The sequence below is a fragment of the Dinoroseobacter sp. PD6 genome, assembly GCF_028807315.1.
Taxonomy (GTDB): domain Bacteria; phylum Pseudomonadota; class Alphaproteobacteria; order Rhodobacterales; family Rhodobacteraceae; genus Dinoroseobacter; species Dinoroseobacter shibae.
The window spans coordinates 548,356-564,214 of sequence record NZ_JARAMN010000001.1 but is presented as its reverse complement, the minus strand read 5'-3'; the positions used below and the strand labels follow the sequence as shown (position 1 = coordinate 564,214).

At 66.3% G+C, this 15,859-nt stretch carries 15 protein-coding genes; 8 read left to right on the top strand and 7 right to left on the bottom strand.

Features of this window, described 5'->3' with window-relative positions; genetic code table 11:
- Positions 1 to 110: 110 nt before the first annotated feature.
- Positions 111 to 2,057, top strand: coding sequence for an amidohydrolase (locus PVW48_RS02630; RefSeq protein WP_274580165.1), 1,947 nt, complete (start codon positions 111 to 113; stop codon positions 2,055 to 2,057).
- 64 nt (positions 2,058 to 2,121) lie between these two features.
- Positions 2,122 to 2,655 (top strand): hypothetical protein, encoded by a 534-nt coding sequence (locus PVW48_RS02625; RefSeq protein ID WP_274580164.1) that lies wholly within the window; start codon positions 2,122 to 2,124, stop codon positions 2,653 to 2,655.
- A gap of 6 nt (positions 2,656 to 2,661) precedes the next feature.
- Here PVW48_RS02625 and PVW48_RS02620 read toward each other — a convergent pair whose 3' ends face one another.
- Positions 2,662 to 3,702: a patatin-like phospholipase family protein gene (locus tag PVW48_RS02620; protein WP_274580163.1), complete on the bottom strand. Its 1,041-nt coding sequence runs from the start codon at positions 3,700 to 3,702 to the stop codon at positions 2,662 to 2,664.
- A 23-nt stretch (positions 3,703 to 3,725) separates the two neighbouring features.
- On the bottom strand, positions 3,726 to 4,499 hold the full coding sequence (locus PVW48_RS02615; RefSeq protein WP_274580162.1) for a 3-hydroxybutyrate dehydrogenase: 774 nt from the start codon (positions 4,497 to 4,499) through the stop codon (positions 3,726 to 3,728).
- 305 nt (positions 4,500 to 4,804) lie between these two features.
- Between PVW48_RS02615 and PVW48_RS02610 the strand changes: the two genes are divergently transcribed.
- Positions 4,805 to 6,625: an extracellular solute-binding protein gene (locus PVW48_RS02610; RefSeq protein ID WP_274580160.1), complete on the top strand. Its 1,821-nt coding sequence runs from the start codon at positions 4,805 to 4,807 to the stop codon at positions 6,623 to 6,625.
- 203 nt (positions 6,626 to 6,828) lie between these two features.
- On the opposite strand, the gene PVW48_RS02605 is transcribed toward PVW48_RS02610, so the two are convergent.
- Positions 6,829 to 7,641, bottom strand: coding sequence for a DUF502 domain-containing protein (locus tag PVW48_RS02605; RefSeq protein WP_274580159.1), 813 nt, complete (start codon positions 7,639 to 7,641; stop codon positions 6,829 to 6,831).
- Positions 7,642 to 7,696: 55 nt separating this feature from the next.
- Complete coding sequence (locus tag PVW48_RS02600; protein ID WP_274580158.1) at positions 7,697 to 8,581, bottom strand: PfkB family carbohydrate kinase; 885 nt, start codon at positions 8,579 to 8,581, stop codon at positions 7,697 to 7,699.
- 395 nt (positions 8,582 to 8,976) lie between these two features.
- On the opposite strand from PVW48_RS02600, the gene rpsB reads away from it, so the two are divergent.
- Together rpsB and tsf are read left to right on the top strand one after the other, a co-directional pair.
- Positions 8,977 to 9,756, top strand: a complete 780-nt coding sequence (gene rpsB, locus PVW48_RS02595) for a 30S ribosomal protein S2 (protein ID WP_012178220.1) — start codon at positions 8,977 to 8,979, stop codon at positions 9,754 to 9,756.
- Between the two features lie 95 nt (positions 9,757 to 9,851).
- Positions 9,852 to 10,727: a translation elongation factor Ts gene (gene tsf, locus PVW48_RS02590; RefSeq protein ID WP_274580157.1), complete on the top strand. Its 876-nt coding sequence runs from the start codon at positions 9,852 to 9,854 to the stop codon at positions 10,725 to 10,727.
- Positions 10,728 to 11,027: 300 nt separating this feature from the next.
- On the opposite strand, the gene PVW48_RS02585 is transcribed toward tsf, so the two are convergent.
- Together PVW48_RS02585 and aroQ are read right to left on the bottom strand one after the other, a co-directional pair.
- On the bottom strand, positions 11,028 to 11,810 hold the full coding sequence (locus PVW48_RS02585; RefSeq protein WP_274580156.1) for a LuxR family transcriptional regulator: 783 nt from the start codon (positions 11,808 to 11,810) through the stop codon (positions 11,028 to 11,030).
- Complete coding sequence (gene aroQ, locus PVW48_RS02580) at positions 11,807 to 12,259, bottom strand: type II 3-dehydroquinate dehydratase (RefSeq protein ID WP_274580155.1); 453 nt, start codon at positions 12,257 to 12,259, stop codon at positions 11,807 to 11,809. The genes PVW48_RS02585 and aroQ overlap by 4 nt, the downstream gene beginning before the upstream one ends.
- A gap of 174 nt (positions 12,260 to 12,433) precedes the next feature.
- Here aroQ and otnK point away from each other — a divergent pair, with 174 nt between their 5' ends.
- From otnK to PVW48_RS02565, 3 genes are read left to right on the top strand one after another with little or no spacing between them, the layout of a single operon-like run.
- Positions 12,434 to 13,690, top strand: coding sequence for a 3-oxo-tetronate kinase (gene otnK, locus PVW48_RS02575; RefSeq protein WP_274580154.1), 1,257 nt, complete (start codon positions 12,434 to 12,436; stop codon positions 13,688 to 13,690).
- Complete coding sequence (gene otnC / locus PVW48_RS02570; RefSeq protein ID WP_274580153.1) at positions 13,687 to 14,337, top strand: 3-oxo-tetronate 4-phosphate decarboxylase; 651 nt, start codon at positions 13,687 to 13,689, stop codon at positions 14,335 to 14,337. Before otnK ends, otnC begins: the two co-directional genes overlap by 4 nt.
- A complete protein-coding gene (locus PVW48_RS02565; RefSeq protein WP_274580151.1) occupies positions 14,334 to 15,098 on the top strand; it encodes a hydroxypyruvate isomerase family protein in 765 nt (254 codons plus the stop codon). The genes otnC and PVW48_RS02565 overlap by 4 nt, the downstream gene beginning before the upstream one ends.
- Positions 15,099 to 15,168: 70 nt before the next feature.
- Here PVW48_RS02565 and PVW48_RS02560 read toward each other — a convergent pair whose 3' ends face one another.
- Positions 15,169 to 15,795 carry a helix-turn-helix domain-containing protein gene (locus tag PVW48_RS02560; protein WP_274580150.1) on the bottom strand — a complete coding sequence of 209 codons (627 nt, stop codon included), beginning with the start codon at positions 15,793 to 15,795 and terminating at the stop codon, positions 15,169 to 15,171.
- Between the last annotated feature and the right edge of the window lie 64 nt (positions 15,796 to 15,859).

Below are 15,859 nucleotides of genomic sequence, written 5' to 3'. Positions count from 1 at the left end.
GTTGCACCCAAGGGGCGGAGTTTCTAGGCTGACCGCGAACACCCGGCCGCGGCCCGACCCGCCGACCGGCCCCTTGCGCCCCACGGCGCCTGCTGAACCGGAGCCATGCCATGCCGCGCTTTCTGCCCCTGATCGCCGCCCTTCTCGCGGCCCTCGCCGCCCCCCTCGCACTGGCCGACACCGACACCGACACCGCCTTCGCCGACCGGATCTGGACCGGCGGGCCGATCCTGACCATGGAAGACAACGCCATGCGCGCCGAGGCCCTGGCCGAAAAGGACGGCGTGATCCTCGGCGTCGGACCTCTCGACGAGGTCACCGCCTTCCAGGGACCCCAGACGCAGATGATCGACCTGGCCGGGCGCACCATGATCCCGGGCTTCGTGGACGCCCACGGCCATGTCTTCATGATCGGCCTGCAGGCGCTCTCGGCCAACCTGTTGCCCGCACCCGATGGCACCGTGAACGACATCCCGACCCTGCAAGCGGTGCTGCGCGCCTTCGCCGAGGCCCAGCCCGAGCGTGTCGCGGCCGCCGGTCTCATCCTCGGCTTCGGCTATGACGACGCCCAGCTGGCCGAGCAGCGGCATCCGACACGGGACGAGCTCGACGCCGTCTCCACCGAGATCCCGGTCTATGCCATCCACCAATCCGGCCATCTCGGCGTGGCCAACTCACTGGCACTCGAACAGGCTGGCATCACCGCCGACACCCCCGACCCGGCGGGGGGCGTCATCCGCCGCGGCCCGGATGGCGCACCCAACGGCGTGCTCGAGGAAAACGCCGCCAACATGGTGATCGGCGGTCTGCTCGGCGGGCTGGACGAAGCCGCCAACCGCGCGATCTTTCGCGCGGGCACCGAGTTGATCGCCTCTTTCGGCTACACCACCGCGCAGGAAGGCCGCGCGCTCCCGCCCGTGGCCGAGCTGATGCAATCCGTCGCCGCCGAAGAAGGGCTGGACATCGACGTGGTGGTCTACCCCGATGTGCTGCTGGCCCGCGACTACATCCTGGAACACCACGCGCGGGTCTACGAGAACCGGATCCGCGTCGGCGGCGGCAAGCTGACCATCGACGGATCGCCCCAGGGCTTCACCGCCCTGCGCGACCGGCCCTATTACGACCCGCCCGAAGGGGTTCGCGCCGATTACGCGGGCTATGCCTCGGCCAGCGGCGACCAGGTGTTCGACGCGGTCGACTGGGCCTTCGCCAACGGGGTGCAGATCCAGACCCATGCCAATGGGGAAGGGGCCTCCGACATGCTGATCGCGGCCATTCAGACCGCGACAGAGACTCACGGGGCCGCCGACCGCCGCCCGGTCCTGATCCACGGGCAGTTTTTGCGCGAGGACCAGGTGGACGCCTATAACCGGCTCGATGTGTTCCCCTCGCTCTTTCCGATGCACACCTTCTATTGGGGCGACTGGCACCGTGACCGCACCGTGGGGCCCGTGGCCGCCGACAACATCTCGCCCACGGGTTGGGTACGGGCGCGTGGCATGATGTTCTCCAGCCACCATGACGCGCCCGTGGCCTTCCCCGATAGCATGCGCATCCTGGACGCCACCGTCACCCGGCGCTCGCGGTCCGGCGACATCATCGGCCCCGACCACCGGGTCGACGTGCTCACCGCGCTCAAGGCGATGACGATCTGGCCCGCCTACCAGCATTTCGAGGAAGACAGCAAAGGCTCCCTCGCGCCGGGCAAACTGGCCGATCTCGTCATATTGTCAGACGATCCGACCGTGATCGATCCCGAACAACTCGACACGATCACCGTGGTCGAGACCATCAAGGAGGGACAGACGATCTACGCCGCGGGCTTGCGCGAGGGGCGGCTGCATTACCGCCCGCGCAGGGACGGCACCGACCCCTATGCCGGGTTCCTGCGCACCGTGGCCATCGCCCAAGAGATGCAAGGCAATCCCGGCATGCTCAGCCGCATCCGCCCTTCGACCCTGGCGCGCGCGCCCCATTCCAGCGCCTGCGTCGCCCGCACCCTGAGCGACCTGATCACCGCCAACCTGTCCCTGCCGGACACGCCTTTGCTTCCCTGACCCCGGAACCGGCCCCGGGCCCGCGCGTTGAGCGTTCAGGCAACCTAACAGCAAAGGGATCCCCATGACGCGCAACTTCCCAACCCTGACCGCCCGCATCCTGCCCCTGTGCCTCGGCCTTGCCGCGGCCCCCGTCGCCGCGCAGACCGGCGCCGGGTCGATCACCGGCACGCTCGCGCTCGATGACGCGCGCTGGGTCGTGGCCAGCGCCGGCGAAGGCCCGGTCAGCGGCTTTTCCCAAACCGGCGCAGGCACCGAGATCCGCATCGTCGGCACCCCCGAACCCCACAGCCCGACAGGCCAGGGCACCCTGGTGCTCAAGATCGAAGCAGAGGCCGGCATGACCGAGATCGACCCGCAGCAGGTCACCGTGTCCCTCGATCACGACGGGGATACCCTGGTTGCGGATGACGAGAATATCGACCTGACCGTGACCGCCTTCATGGCCGGGCCGAGCGACCTCGCCATCGCGGGCAGCTTCACCGCCTACATGACCGAAAACCCCCGGGACGGGCTGATCGTGGACGCGGATACAGGCGGGATGCGGATCGACGGCAATTTCCAGGCCACCATTCCCCGGCAGGACAGCGAAGGCTGACGCGCCTCAGCACACCAGCCGGGCCAGATCCACCGTGGGCTTGACATTCACACTGCTCAGATCGCGGGCGAGGAAGTCCTCCGCCGCGTCCTCGCCTGCGGCCTTCAGCGACGCGATCACCGCCGGGTTGGGGTAGACCTTCGTCGCCTCCGACAGCTTCACCATCAGCCCGTCATCGGCGATCATGTGGATGAACACATCCTTCATCGTTCCCTTCACCAAACGCCCGTCGGCCAGCATCTCGTTGACCGCGTTGATATGGGACAGCTCCTGGATCAGCGACGAGTTGAAGCTGATCTCGTTGACCCGATTCGCGATTTCCTTGGCCGAGGTCGGGATTTCCTCGCGGTGCAGCGGATTGATATGCACGATCACCACGTCTCCGGGCAGGTCCGGATCCTGGGTCAGCGGCTCCAAGGCGGGGTTGGCGGAATAGCCCCCGTCCCAGTAGCTCTCGTCGCGCCCTGTCTCGGGGTCGAAGATCTCCACCGCCCGAAACAACGTCGGCAGGCAGGCCGAGGCAAGGATCGGCGCCGCCCCGATCTCTGTGCCGGTGAACACCCGCAGCTTGCCCGTCCGCACATTGGTGGCACAGACATGAAACTTCGGCCCGCTATCGCAGCAGATATTGTCGTAATTGAACCTCTCCACGATCCGCGCCAGCGGGTTCTGCGCCGAGAACGGCGTATCATAGGGGGAGATGAACTGCTCCAGCGTTTCGGCCATGGCGAGATAGGGCGAGTATTCCAGCGCCGTGGCGATCACGCTGGGCGGAAACACCTCCAGCCAGGGCGCGAACCGCGTGTCGTGAATGCCCGCGATCTGCCCCCAGAGCCAGTCGAGGTTCTCGCGCGCATCCTCCGCCGTGCCGCCCTTGGCCAGCGCCGCCTTGACCGCCGCGCCGTTCAGGGTGCCGGCCGAGGTGCCGGAGATGCCCGCGATCTCGATCTCGGGCTCGGCCAGAAGCCGGTCGAGCACCCCCCAGGTGAACGCCCCGTGGGCGCCGCCGCCCTGCAGGGCCAGGTTGATCCGCTTCTTGCGTGCCATGGCGCGCCCCTTTCCCTCGCGGCTCAGAGCGCGGTCCAGCCGCCATCCACCGAAATCGTCGTCCCGGTGATCTGTGCCGCCGCATCCGAGCACAGGAACACGCAGGTGCCGCCCAACTGCTCGACGGTCGCGAATTCCTTCGACGGCTGGCGCTCCAGCATCACCTGCTTGATGACCTCCTCGCGGCCCATATCGTATTTCTCCATCGTGTTAGGGATCTGCGCCTCCACCAGCGGGGTCAGCACATAGCCCGGGCAGATCGCGTTGCAGGTGATCGGCTCCTGCGCGGTCTCCAGCGCCACGGTCTTGGTCATGCCCACCACTCCGTGCTTGGCCGCCACATAGGCCGCCTTGTAGGGCGACGCGGTCAGTCCGTGCGCCGAGGCGATATTGACGACCCGCCCCCAGCCCGCCTTGCGCATCATCGGCAGGGCGGCGGCGGTGGTGTGGAACGCCGAATTCATGTTGATCGCGATGATCGCGTCCCACTTGTCGACCGGAAACTCGTCGATCGGGGCCACATGCTGGATACCCGCATTGTTCACCAGGATATCGCAGGTACCCGCACTCTCGATCAGCGCCCGGCAGTCGTCGCCCTTGGACATGTCCGCCTTGATGTAGCGCGCATAAACCCCGGTCTCGCGGGCGATCTCGTCGGCCAGGGCGTGATCCTCCTCCCGGTCGGTGAAGCTGTTGAGCACTACATCCGCACCCGCGCGCGCCAACTCCCATGCAATCCCCAACCCGATCCCCGAATTCGACCCGGTGACAACGGCGGTTTTTCCCTTCAGCGACATCGGCAAGCTCCCGTGATTCTCTGCGCATATTCTGCAACTGCGAAGCTAACGATGCAGGCGCGGAAACACAAAGGCCACGCAAAGGGGGCAGGGGGGCACCGCACCAACCGGCGCAAAAAAAAACGCCCGCACGAAGCGGGCGTTAAGTCATTGAGGCAGGTTTCATACAGGCAAGAAACCTATCGAGCAGTGCCTTAGTTATAAGCAATCAAACGCCCGTATCCAAGGGAAAAGTTTGCAGCCCCGCCCGACGCTCGGTACGGTTTGAGACAAAAACCGATGAACTTTCGGGATCAGAGCAGAAAATGAAACAACTCCGCCGCGCAATCCGCATTGGCCACGCCGCCCTCATCGCCGGTTTCCTCGCCGTCCCCGGCGCGCTCGCCGCGCCCTCCCATGGCATCGCTATGTATGGCGACCCGGCCCTTCCACCGGATTTTGTGTCTCTCCCCTACGCCAACCCCGATGCGCCCAAGGGCGGCCGGATCGTGCTGGGCGAGGTCGGCGGCTTCGACAGCCTCAATCCCCACATCCTCAAGGGGCGCGTCCCGTGGCAGCTCAGATTTCTCGCCCATGAGAGCCTGATGGCCCGAAATTACGACGAGCCCTTCGCACTTTACGGGCTTCTGGCCGAATCGCTGGAGGTCGACCCGGACGGGCTCTGGGTCGCCTTCACCCTCCGCCCCGAGGCGCGATTCTCCGATGGCAGCCCGGTGACGGTCGAGGATGTGCTTTGGTCGTTCGAAACCCTCGGCACCGTCGGCCACCCGCGCTATCTCGGCGCCTGGGCGCAGGTGCAATCCGCCGAAGCCACCGGGCCGCGCTCCCTGCGCATCACCTTCACCGAACCCAACCGCGAACTGGCGCTTATCATGGGCATGCGTCCGATCCTGAAAAAGGCCCAGTGGGAGGGCAAGGATTTCGCCGAAAGCGGGCTGGACGAAGCCCCGATCTCCTCCGCGCCTTACGTGATCGCGGATTTCGAGCCGGGCCGCTTCGTCACCCTGCGACGCAATCCCGATTACTGGGCCGCCGACCTGCCCATCCGGCGCGGGGTCCACAATCTCGACGAGATCCGGATGGAATTCTTCGGCGATGCCGGTGTGATGTTCGAGGCGTTCAAGGCCGGCATCCTCACCTCGATCCGCGAGACCAACACCGCCAAATGGAACCGCGACTACGACTTTCCGGCCGTGCAGGCGGGCGAGGTAGTCAAATCCGTCATCCCGCATGAACGCCCCTCGGGCATCACCGGCTTTGCCATGAACACCCGCCGCGCCGATTTCGCCGATTGGCGCGTGCGCGATGCCCTGATCCACGCCTTCAATTTCGAGCTGATCAACCGCACCCTCAATGGCGGCGAGGTGCCGCGCATCACCTCCTACTTCTCCAACTCCGTGCTGGCGATGCAGGACGGCCCCGCCACGGGCCGGGTGGTCGAACTGCTCGCTCCCTACGCCGACACACTGCCCCCCGGCGCGCTGGAGGGCTACACCCTGCCGGTCTCCGACGGCTCCGAGGCCAACCGCCGCAACATCCGCGCCGCCCTGCGCCTGATGGACGAGGCCGGTTACACCATCGAGGAAGGCGTGATGACCCGCCCCGACGGCACCCCCTTTACGTTCGAGATCCTCCTGTCCCAGGGCAGCTCCGAAGTGCAGTCCATGATCAACATCTACGCCAAGTCCCTCGAACGGCTGGGCGTTTCCGTGGACATCACCACCGTCGACAGCGCTCAGTACCGCGAGCGCACCGATGCCTACGATTTCGACATGACCTACTACACCCGCGGCCTGTCGCTCAGCCCCGGCAACGAGCAGCGGCTCTATTGGGGCTCGGAGGGCGTGGACATCCCCGGCAGCCGCAACTGGCCCGGGATCGACAGTGCGGCGGTGGACGGTCTGATCGACGCCATGCTGAGTGCCGAGAGCCAGGAGGACTACATCGCCACCGTGCGCGCGCTCGACCGGGTGCTGACCGCAGGGCGTTATGTCATCCCGATCTGGTTCAACCCGGTCTCCCGCATCGCGCACGCGGCCGATCTGACCTACCCGGAAGCCCTGCCCGCCTATGGCGACTGGATCTCGTTTCACCCGGATGTGTGGTGGTCGAAATCCGCCGAATGAGCGAGGCGCAACGCTCGCACTGTCCATGAAATATGCACGATTTCATGCGCTTGCCTGGGGGCATTAACGCATTCAGAAAATGGAATGTTTCGCATGCGAAACAAATCTCTGGAAGCCCTTGAAATCCCACCATTCGGCGAAAAAATTTGTCGGCGAAAATCCTGCGAAACGCGGCCGCGCGTTAACCCGGCGGGGCAGGCGGCTCAGATCGACTTGATCCAGGCCTGCTCGCGCACCTTCTTGGGGTCCGTGTCCGGATAGACCAGGCCCGCCGAGATCACCAGCTTGGCCGCATCCTCCACCGTCATGTCCAGAACCTTCACGTCCCGTTTCGGCACGAACAGCAAGAACCCCGAGGTCGGGTTCGGCGTGGTCGGCAGGAAGACCGAGATCATCTCGTCATCGCCCTTGGCCGCGATCTCCCCCTTGGCATTGGTCGAGATGAAGGCAATCGCCCAGATGTTGCGCCGCGGATACTCCACCAGGCAGGCCTTGTCGAAGGACGTGCTGCCCGAGGCCAGCACCGTCTCCGCGATCTGCTTCATCCCGCCATAGACCGACCGGACAACGGGCATCTGCGTGACCACCCCTTCGGTCCAGCGGATGATCGACCGCCCCAGCAGCCCCTTGGCCAGCCAGCCCACGATCAGCGTGAACATCAGGAAGAACACCACGCCCACACCGCGAATATCCACGGTGACGTCGAAGTGCTGCTTGATCAGAACCACCGGGTTGTAGCGTTCGGGCACGAAGGGCAAGACCCAGCCGTCGATGATCCCGATCACCGACCAGACGAGCCAGATGGTCACCGCGATCGGCAGAATCACGATCAGGCCGGTGAGGAAATTCGCGCGCACGCGGGCGAACAGGCCTCGTTTCGCGGGCGGGGGAAGGTCGGGGTCTAGTTTCAAGGCTGGTTGGTCTCGGGCTGCGGTCGCCTTGTATCTAGGCAGGTGTGCGGCGGCACACAAGCACAGGTGTCCCCCCGCAGGCCCGGAAAGCCGCCCGCTGCGCATTTTTCAGGCACAGTCACCGCGCGGGACGCGCCCGGGCGCACGGGGCAGGCCCGGCTCACGTGCTCTCGGCGGCGGAAATGTAATCGGCCGCCGCCTGCACCGCCGCCTCCAGCGCGCCCGCGGGCGTTTCGCCGCGAATTTCCGCCGCCATATGCGCGGCCATGAACGTATCGCCCGCACCGGTCACCCGGCGCACCGGCACCGGGGGCGGCGCGACCGTGTGCGCATGGCGCGCCGAGGCGTCCGTGGCCGGGTTCGCCCCGTCGGTGATCACCACCCGGTGCGCCCCCATGCCCAGCAGAACCTGCGCCGCCTGCTGGGTGGTCTGGCTGGGATGGTCCGAGATCAGGTTGGCCTCGATCAGGTTGACATGGAGCGTTGCGGCCGAGGCTGACAGGAACGGCAGGAGCCGCCTGGCCTTGCCGGGCGAGGCCGGCGCCACCCGCAGATCGGCCCGGGCAAAAAGCGGGCTTTTGGCGATCTCGGCCAGCATCGCATCGGTCAGGTTCCCGTCCAGCGCCACCATCCCGCGCCAGGGCGCCTCGGGACAGCCCAACCGCCCATCGGCCAGGGGGGCGAGGATCTCCGCGCCCGCCTCTTCCAGCGAATGGGCATCCGCAATCGCCGCGATCAACCCGTTGGAGCCTTCGATGGCCATGTAGCGATCCGTGGGCCGTGCGCTGCGCAACACATGCGCGGTGATCATCCCCATGGCCTCTGCATGGGCCAGCAGCTCGTCGCCCTCCGCATCTTGGCCCACCGCCGACAGGAGCGCGGGGCGCAAGTCGAACCGGCACAGAGTCATGGCGATGTTCATCGCCACCCCGCCGGGGATGCGCGAGATCCGACCGGGCACGTCATAGCCCGATTTCATCTCGCGGGGCGCGCGCCCGATGATGTCCCACAGGACCGCGCCGATACAAAGGATATCCGGTGTCATGGCCGGTCTTGTCTCACAGCCCGGCAGGGCGGGGAAGGGGCCACGAGCCCGGGCGACCCGCTCTCCGGCCCCATCGCGCACCGATCAAAGCCAACAACCCCACCCGGGCAAGCTCCATCTGCGCGGAAATACTCCGGGGGGCGGCCCGGCACGGGCCGTGGGGGCAGCGCCCCCTCCGACGCGGCCAGCCCTACCGCGGCCCGCCTCCCGCAGCGTCCGCGCCCGTTTCGCCGCGGGCAGGGCCGTGGGGCTTGCATTCCCGCCCAACCCGGCGTAGGACGCGCGCACTTCACAGGAGGGGCTTGGGCGCCTCGGGGAGACATCCCGAGACCGTCCGCCGGTTGAGCATCCGCTCTATGGCCCCTCTCAGGCGCAAACCGGAAAGGAACCTTGGAATGGCGCTTCCCGATTTCAACATTCGCCAGCTTCTCGAAGCAGGCGTGCACTTTGGCCACCAGACACAGCGCTGGAACCCGCGGATGGCCCCGTATATCTACGGCGACCGCAATGGCATCCACATCATGGACCTGACGCAGACCGTCCCGATGCTGGACCAGGCGCTGCAGGCGGTGCGCGACACCGTCGCCAAGGGCGGCCGTGTCCTCTTCGTCGGTACCAAGCGGCAGGCGCAGAAGCCCATTGCCGAGGCCGCCGAGCGTTGCGCGCAGTATTACATGAACCACCGCTGGCTGGGCGGCACGCTGACCAACTGGAAAACCGTGTCCAACTCCATCGGGCGGCTCAAGTCCATCGACGAGGCCATGGAAGGCGGCTTCGAGGGGCTCACCAAGAAAGAGCGTCTCGGCATGGAACGCGACCAGGGCAAGCTTCAGGCATCCCTGGGCGGGATCCGTGAAATGGGCGGCGTGCCGGACCTGATCTTCGTGATCGACGTCAAGAAAGAGGACCTGGCGATCGCCGAGGCCAACAAGCTGGGCATCCCGGTCGTGGCCGTGGTCGACACCAACTGCTCGCCGGACGGCGTGGATTACGTGATCCCGGGCAATGACGACGCGGCCCGCGCCATCGCGCTCTATTGCGACCTGGTGGCCCGTGCGGCGCTGGACGGGATGTCGGCGCAGCTGGGTGCGGCCGGCGTGGACCTGGGCGCGCTCGAAGAGGGCGGCGTCGAGGAGGCCCTGGCCGAAGAGGCCGCCGCCCCCGCCGAGAGCTGAGCCCCGCGGGGCCTCCGGCCCCGACGCGGAACCGAGATGCGGACCGGGCACGACCCCGGTCCGCCCCCATGACCCATTTTTCAGGAGACACCAAAATGGCGATTACCGCTGCATTGGTAAAAGAGCTGCGCGACAAGACCGGCGCAGGCATGATGGACGCCAAGAAGGCGCTGACCGAGACCGACGGCGACATGGAAGCCGCGGTCGACTGGCTGCGGACCAAAGGCCTCGCGAAGGCCGCCAAGAAATCCGGGCGCACCGCCGCCGAGGGTCTGGTGGGCGTGGCCGTGGCCGATGGCGCGGCCGTGGCGGTCGAGGTCAATTCCGAGACCGATTTCGTCGCGAAAAACGCCGAGTTCCAGGCGATGGTCGCGTCGTTCGCCGAGGCTGCCCTGTCGGCAAGCGACCTCGATGCGCTCAAGAGCACCGAGGTGGGCGGCAAGACCGTCGAGACCATCCTGACCGACAAGATCGCCACCATCGGCGAGAACATGACTCTGCGCCGGATGCAGAAGCTGTCGGGCGAGACGGTGGTGAGCTACGTTCACAACGCCGCCGCCGATGGCATGGGCAAGATCGGCGTGCTGGTCGCGCTGACCGGGGCCGATAACGGCATCGGCAAGCAGATCGCCATGCATATCGCCGCCGCCAACCCCGCATCCCTGTCCGAGGCCGATCTGGATCCGGCGGTGGTCGAGAAAGAGCGCCAGGTTCAGATCGACATCGCCCGCGAAAGCGGCAAGCCCGAGCAGGTCATCGAGAAGATGATCGTGGGCCGGATGAAGAAGTTCCTGTCGGAAGTCACGCTTCTGGGCCAAGCCTTCGTGGTGAACCCGGACCTGACCGTGGGCGACGCGGCCAAAGACGCCGGCGTCGAGATCACCGGCTTCGTGCGCATGGAAGTGGGCGAGGGGATCGAGAAGGTCGAAGAGGATTTCGCCGCGGAAGTCGCGAAAACCATGAACGGCTGATCACCCCATCACGGCTTTTGAAAGGGTCCCTTCGGGGGCCCTTTTTTATTGGGGCCAGAGCGGTTGTCACGACAGTGCGGGATTGCGGTGCCGGCGCGCAAAGCTGGGCGGATTTGGATGCCGACCGGGGCAGCGGAAAAATACACCCCCCGGCCGGCGTGTCTTCGGCGCGACATCGAAACAAGGACGCTGCACCTACGACGTGCTCCATGGCCTAAAGCCACCACTCACGGAACGGCGGCACGGTGCCACTGCCTTTGCAGTTTGGAAAGTCCGGAAAACCTTACCCATCGGTAAAATTCATGTCTGGGATGAATTTTTCGCGAATATCTGTTTGGATATTGAAGCCCTTAGCACCGCCTGCGCCGTCGTCTGGGCATTCATCGCTTCGCGGGCGAGACGCAGGTGTTTCTCGACTGTTGCCTGTTTGCGACCAATCAACAGGCAGATCTCGGGCACGGTTTTGCCATGCGCCACCCATTCGAGGACTTCGCGCTGACGAGGCGTCAATCGATTCGGACGGCGCGAGGGCAGGCTGCTGACCACCAGGTGAAAGACCCGGTTGGCCAGTTCGATCTCGGCCCCGCGCGACGCCCAGATCTTGTCCAGATCGGCCTGGGAAAGCCCCTCGCGGCCCACCAGGCTGATCGCTGCGAACCCGCCCTGGCAGAGGTTGCGAAAGCTGATCGAATAGCCGTTCTCGATCCCGAAGGCCTGCCGCGTGCCGAGCGCCTTGCGGGTGCCCGGGGTCATCTCATCGGGATGCAGGCGGGCATAGACCTCGGACCAACTACAGGCGCCGTCGTTCTCTTCGGCCCAGCGGATCATGGGAATGTTGCGGTAATGGCCTTCCCTCAAATACCGCTCCACATATCCTTGGGGCAGGCTGCTGAGGATCAGGGCGTCGTGGCGATCGGCATAGGTGCTGGGCGTGCTGAACCGGGTGTGGCCGTAGAACAATCGGTCGAACCCGTACTCGGCCATCCGGGTGCAGTGCAGCGCCCAGGCTTCCTCGATCGACTGCGTGGCGGTGATCTCCGACAGGTTGGCCAGCCGCGCGTCAATGGGCGTGCCGATATTCATGGCCTGGGCGAATCCGCGGCGGTCAGATGCGCCCAGATCCCGTCGAGGGCCATGACGTAGCCGGTCGCGCCGAAGCCGCAGATCAGCCCGAGCGCCACCGGCGACAGGAACGAGGTATGTCGGAAGGATTCGCGTGCGTGGATGTTGGACAGGTGCACCTCGACCGTGGGCAGGCTGACGGAGGCCACCGCGTCCATCAGCGCCACGGAGGTGTGGGTATAGGCGCCCGCGTTGATGATCAGCCCGTCGCTTTCGCTGCGGGCGGCGTGGATCTGATCGATCAGCACGCCTTCGTGGTTGGTCTGGTTGAATTCGATCTCGAGCCCGAGCGCCTGCGCCTTGCGTTGGCACATATGCTCGATATCCGCCAGGGTGGTCGCGCCATAAACCTCGGGCTGGCGGGTGCCCAGCAGGTTCAGGTTCGGACCGTTCAGAATGGTGATGTGCATGGAGCGCTCCAGGGACCGGACCGACGGGGTCGGACCCCTTGATACCATTTGCTGCCCGAAAATCTAAGAATTTCTCAATCCGAGCAACCCTCTACCGTGGGTTGTGCGCGCGCGGGCGCTTGCTCAGCCGCGCCTTGGGTGCAACTGTGCGCGGGCGTGTTGCGGGAGGACAGGATGGCGACGGTACTGGGCTGTATTGCGGATGATTTCACGGGCGCGACCGATCTGGCCGGGTTGCTCGCACGCAGCGGTGCCGCGGTGCGGCTGCGCATGGGCGTGCCCGACGGCCCGCCGCAGGACACCGCCGGGATCGAGGTGATCGCGCTGAAGATTCGCACGGCGCCGGTGGCCGAGGCGGTGGCGCAGGCCCGCGCGGCGCTGGCGTGGTTGCGGGGGGCGGGGGCGGAACGGGTGTTCTGGAAATACTGCTCCACCTTCGATTCGACGCCCCAAGGCAATATCGGACCCGTGGCCGAGGCGCTGATGGCGGATCTGGGGGTGCAGCAGACGATTTACTGCCCGGCCTTTCCAGAAAACGGGCGCGCGGTTTTCATGGGCAACCTGTTTGTCGGGCGCGACCCGCTCGACGAGAGCCCGATGAAGGATCATCCGCTGACGCCGATGCGCGATGCCAACCTGATGCGGCTGCTCGCGCCGCAGGTCACGCGGCCCGTGGGGCTGGTGGACCGGCTTTGCGTGGCGCGGGGGGCAGGGGCCTTGCGCGCGGAGCTGGGTCGGCTGGACGCGGCGGGCGTGGCCCATGTGGTGGTGGATGCGGTGGCGGATGCGGATCTGGGCGTGATCGCCGAGGCGTGCCACGACATGCCGCTGATGACCGGGGGCAGCGCAGTGGCCGCGCCCTTGCCCGGGCTGCTGAGCGGTGGGGCGGCGGCAGCGCGGGGCCCCGCGCCGGACCTGGCCCCGGGGGCGGTAGTGCTGTCGGGGAGTTGTTCGGCCATGACCCGGGCGCAGGTGGCGGCGTATCTTCAGCATGCGCCGGGCTACAAGCTCGACCCGCTGGTGCTGCGCACCGAGGGGGCAGGGGCCGCGCTTGCCTGGTTGGAGGCGCAGGCGCTCCAGGATGCGCCGTTGGTCTACGCCACCGCCGAGCCCGGCGAGGTCCGCGCAGCCCAGCAGGCCCTGGGCGTGGCCGAGGCGGGCGCGCTGGTCGAGGACGCGCTGGCCCGGATCGCCGTGGCCGCGCGGGACCGGGGCGCGCGGCGCTTCGTGGTGGCGGGCGGCGAGACCTCGGGGGCGGTGACCCAGGCGCTGGGGGTTGTGCAGCTCGATGTGCGCCGCGAGATCGCGCCGGGCGTGCCCTGGTGTTTCGCAGAGAGCGGCGGTGTGGACATCGCACTGACACTGAAATCCGGCAATTTCGGCGCCGAGAGCTTCTTTACCGATGCCTTGGCGCTGGTGGACACCCTATGAGTGCCGAGGCACGGCTGCGCGAGCAGATCTGCCTGCTGGCCAGGTCGATCTTCGACCGGGGGCTGACCGGGGGCAGCACCGGCAACATCTCGGCCCGGACGGAGGATGGCGGGCTGCTGGTTTCGCCCACGGGGACGAGTTTCGGGCGGCTCGATCCTGGACGGCTGAGCCGGTTCGATGCGGCGGGGCACCTGGTATCCGGCGACAAGCCGACCAAGGAAATGCCTTTGCATTCCGCGTTTTACGAGACGCGCAGCACGGCGGGCGCGGTGGTGCATTTGCATTCTTGCCATTCGGTCGCCTTGTCGATGATGCCCGATGTGGATCCGGAGGATTTCCTGCCGCCGCTGACGCCCTATGGGATCATGAAGCTGGGGCGCGTGAAGCTGCTCCCGGTGTTCCTGCCGGGCGATCCGGCCATGGGGGACGCGGTGCGGGGCCTGGCGGGCAGGCGAAGCGCGGTGATGCTGGCCAATCACGGCCCCGTGGTCGCGGGCAAGGATGTGGAGGCGGCGTGCAACGCGGTCGAGGAACTGGAAGAAACCGCGCGGCTCGCGATGCTGACGCGAGGGCTGCAACCGCGGATGCTGAGCCCAGAACAGGTGCGCGCGGTGGTGGAGAAGTTCGACGTGGAGTGGGACGCATGAAGTTTTCGGCAAATCTAGGTTTTCTTTGGAATGACAGAAGCTTGCCGGACGCCATTCATGCGGCTGCCGCCGCCGGATTCGACGCGGTGGAGTGCCATTGGCCCTATGACACGCCCGCGGCCGAGGTCCGCGCAGCGCTGGAGGACACGGGGCTGCCGATGCTGGGTCTGAATACACGGCGCGGCGATGTGTCGGCGGGCGAAAACGGGCTTGCGGCGTTGCCCCGGCGCGAAATGGAGGCGCGCGCGGCGATCGACGAGGCGCTGGATTATGGCGCGGCGATCGGGGCGCGCGCGGTGCATGTGATGGCTGGGTTCGCGTCGGGATCGGCGGCGCGGAAGTGCTTCGCAGGGAACTTGAAGTATGCCTGTGAGATAGCTGAGAATAAAGGGATTACAGTTCTGATCGAGCCACTGAACCACTACGATGCGCCGGGCTACTTCCTGAGCACAACGCGCCAGGCCGAAGCAATCGTCGCCGAGGTTGGCGCGCCGAACCTGCGGCTGATGTTCGACTGCTACCACGTGCAACTGATGGAGGGTGATCTGACCAACCGGTTGCGGCGGCTGCGGCCGATCATCGGCCACATCCAGTTCGCGGGTGTGCCGGCGCGCGGAGCTCCGGATGAGGGCGAGGTGAACTACGCCCATGTGTTCGAGGTGATTGCCGCGATGGGCTGGGACGTGCCGCTGGGCGCGGAGTACAAGTCGGGGGGCGATACGGACGCGACCCTGGGCTGGATGCAGCGTTGCAAGCGCTGATCCAGATCTTTTATTTACATAATACTGATTATGAGTAATTCATATTCTAGATTTTCAAGCAGCCCTGTTCTCACGCCAGTGACGTGACCCAGAGGATGCTGGCGTCATCTTCGCTGATAGAGATGACGTTGTGGCCCATGGAGGCGTCGTAATAGGCGCTGTCGCCGCGGCGCATCTCGACCGGTTCGTAGAACTCGGTGATCAGGCGGATGGCGCCGGTCAGCACGTAGAGGAACTCTTCGCCGTCGTGGCGGACCCAGCCGTCGAACTCTTCGAAGCTGCGGGCGCGGACCCGGGCGCGATAGGGCAACATCGTTTTTTTCGTGAGGGTTGCGGCGAGAAGCTCATGTTCATATGTGGCGGTCGGATGCGCCTCCCCCGCGTCGGAACGAGTGATTGCCATGCGCCCGTTGACCTGGGCCTTGCGCGGCGGCGTGAAGAGCTGCGGGATGGTGATCTCGAGCCCGTCGGCGAGTTTCTTGAGCGCCTCGTAGGTGGGCGACATCTGGCCGTTCTCGATTTTTGACAAGGTAGACCGGGCCAGCCCAGCCTGACCCGCGGCCTGTTCCAGGGTCCAGTTGCGCGCCTTGCGCAGGTCGCGCACGCGGCTGCCGAGATTGAGCGGCTCCACCGGGATGGTGTCGCCGCTCTCGCGGTGCAGACGGATCAGGCTGGGTTCTTTGTCGGGCTCTGTCATGGCGGGTATTGTCCTGAATTGTCAGGCGACTTGCAACCGCGCCGCGCGGGGCCTAGCACGGGGG

Bases quoted from the DNA above. Each gene is read 5' to 3' on its own strand.
- PVW48_RS02605 (WP_274580159.1), bottom strand. From the start codon at position 7,641: ATGCGCAGCGGGCGGCTTTCCGGGCCTGCGGGGGGACACCTGTGCTTG.
- PVW48_RS02615 (WP_274580162.1), bottom strand. From the start codon at position 4,499: ATGTCGCTGAAGGGAAAAACCGCCGTTGTCACCGGGTCGAATTCGGGG.
- otnK (WP_274580154.1), top strand. From the start codon at position 12,434: ATGGCGACGGTACTGGGCTGTATTGCGGATGATTTCACGGGCGCGACC.
- PVW48_RS02585 (WP_274580156.1), bottom strand. From the start codon at position 11,810: ATGAATATCGGCACGCCCATTGACGCGCGGCTGGCCAACCTGTCGGAG.
- rpsB (WP_012178220.1), top strand. From the start codon at position 8,977: ATGGCGCTTCCCGATTTCAACATTCGCCAGCTTCTCGAAGCAGGCGTG.
- PVW48_RS02600 (WP_274580158.1), bottom strand. From the start codon at position 8,581: ATGACACCGGATATCCTTTGTATCGGCGCGGTCCTGTGGGACATCATC.
- tsf (WP_274580157.1), top strand. From the start codon at position 9,852: ATGGCGATTACCGCTGCATTGGTAAAAGAGCTGCGCGACAAGACCGGC.
- PVW48_RS02620 (WP_274580163.1), bottom strand. From the start codon at position 3,702: ATGGCACGCAAGAAGCGGATCAACCTGGCCCTGCAGGGCGGCGGCGCC.
- PVW48_RS02560 (WP_274580150.1), bottom strand. From the start codon at position 15,795: ATGACAGAGCCCGACAAAGAACCCAGCCTGATCCGTCTGCACCGCGAG.
- otnC (WP_274580153.1), top strand. From the start codon at position 13,687: ATGAGTGCCGAGGCACGGCTGCGCGAGCAGATCTGCCTGCTGGCCAGG.
- PVW48_RS02630 (WP_274580165.1), top strand. From the start codon at position 111: ATGCCGCGCTTTCTGCCCCTGATCGCCGCCCTTCTCGCGGCCCTCGCC.
- PVW48_RS02625 (WP_274580164.1), top strand. From the start codon at position 2,122: ATGACGCGCAACTTCCCAACCCTGACCGCCCGCATCCTGCCCCTGTGC.
- aroQ (WP_274580155.1), bottom strand. From the start codon at position 12,259: ATGCACATCACCATTCTGAACGGTCCGAACCTGAACCTGCTGGGCACC.
- PVW48_RS02610 (WP_274580160.1), top strand. From the start codon at position 4,805: ATGAAACAACTCCGCCGCGCAATCCGCATTGGCCACGCCGCCCTCATC.
- PVW48_RS02565 (WP_274580151.1), top strand. From the start codon at position 14,334: ATGAAGTTTTCGGCAAATCTAGGTTTTCTTTGGAATGACAGAAGCTTG.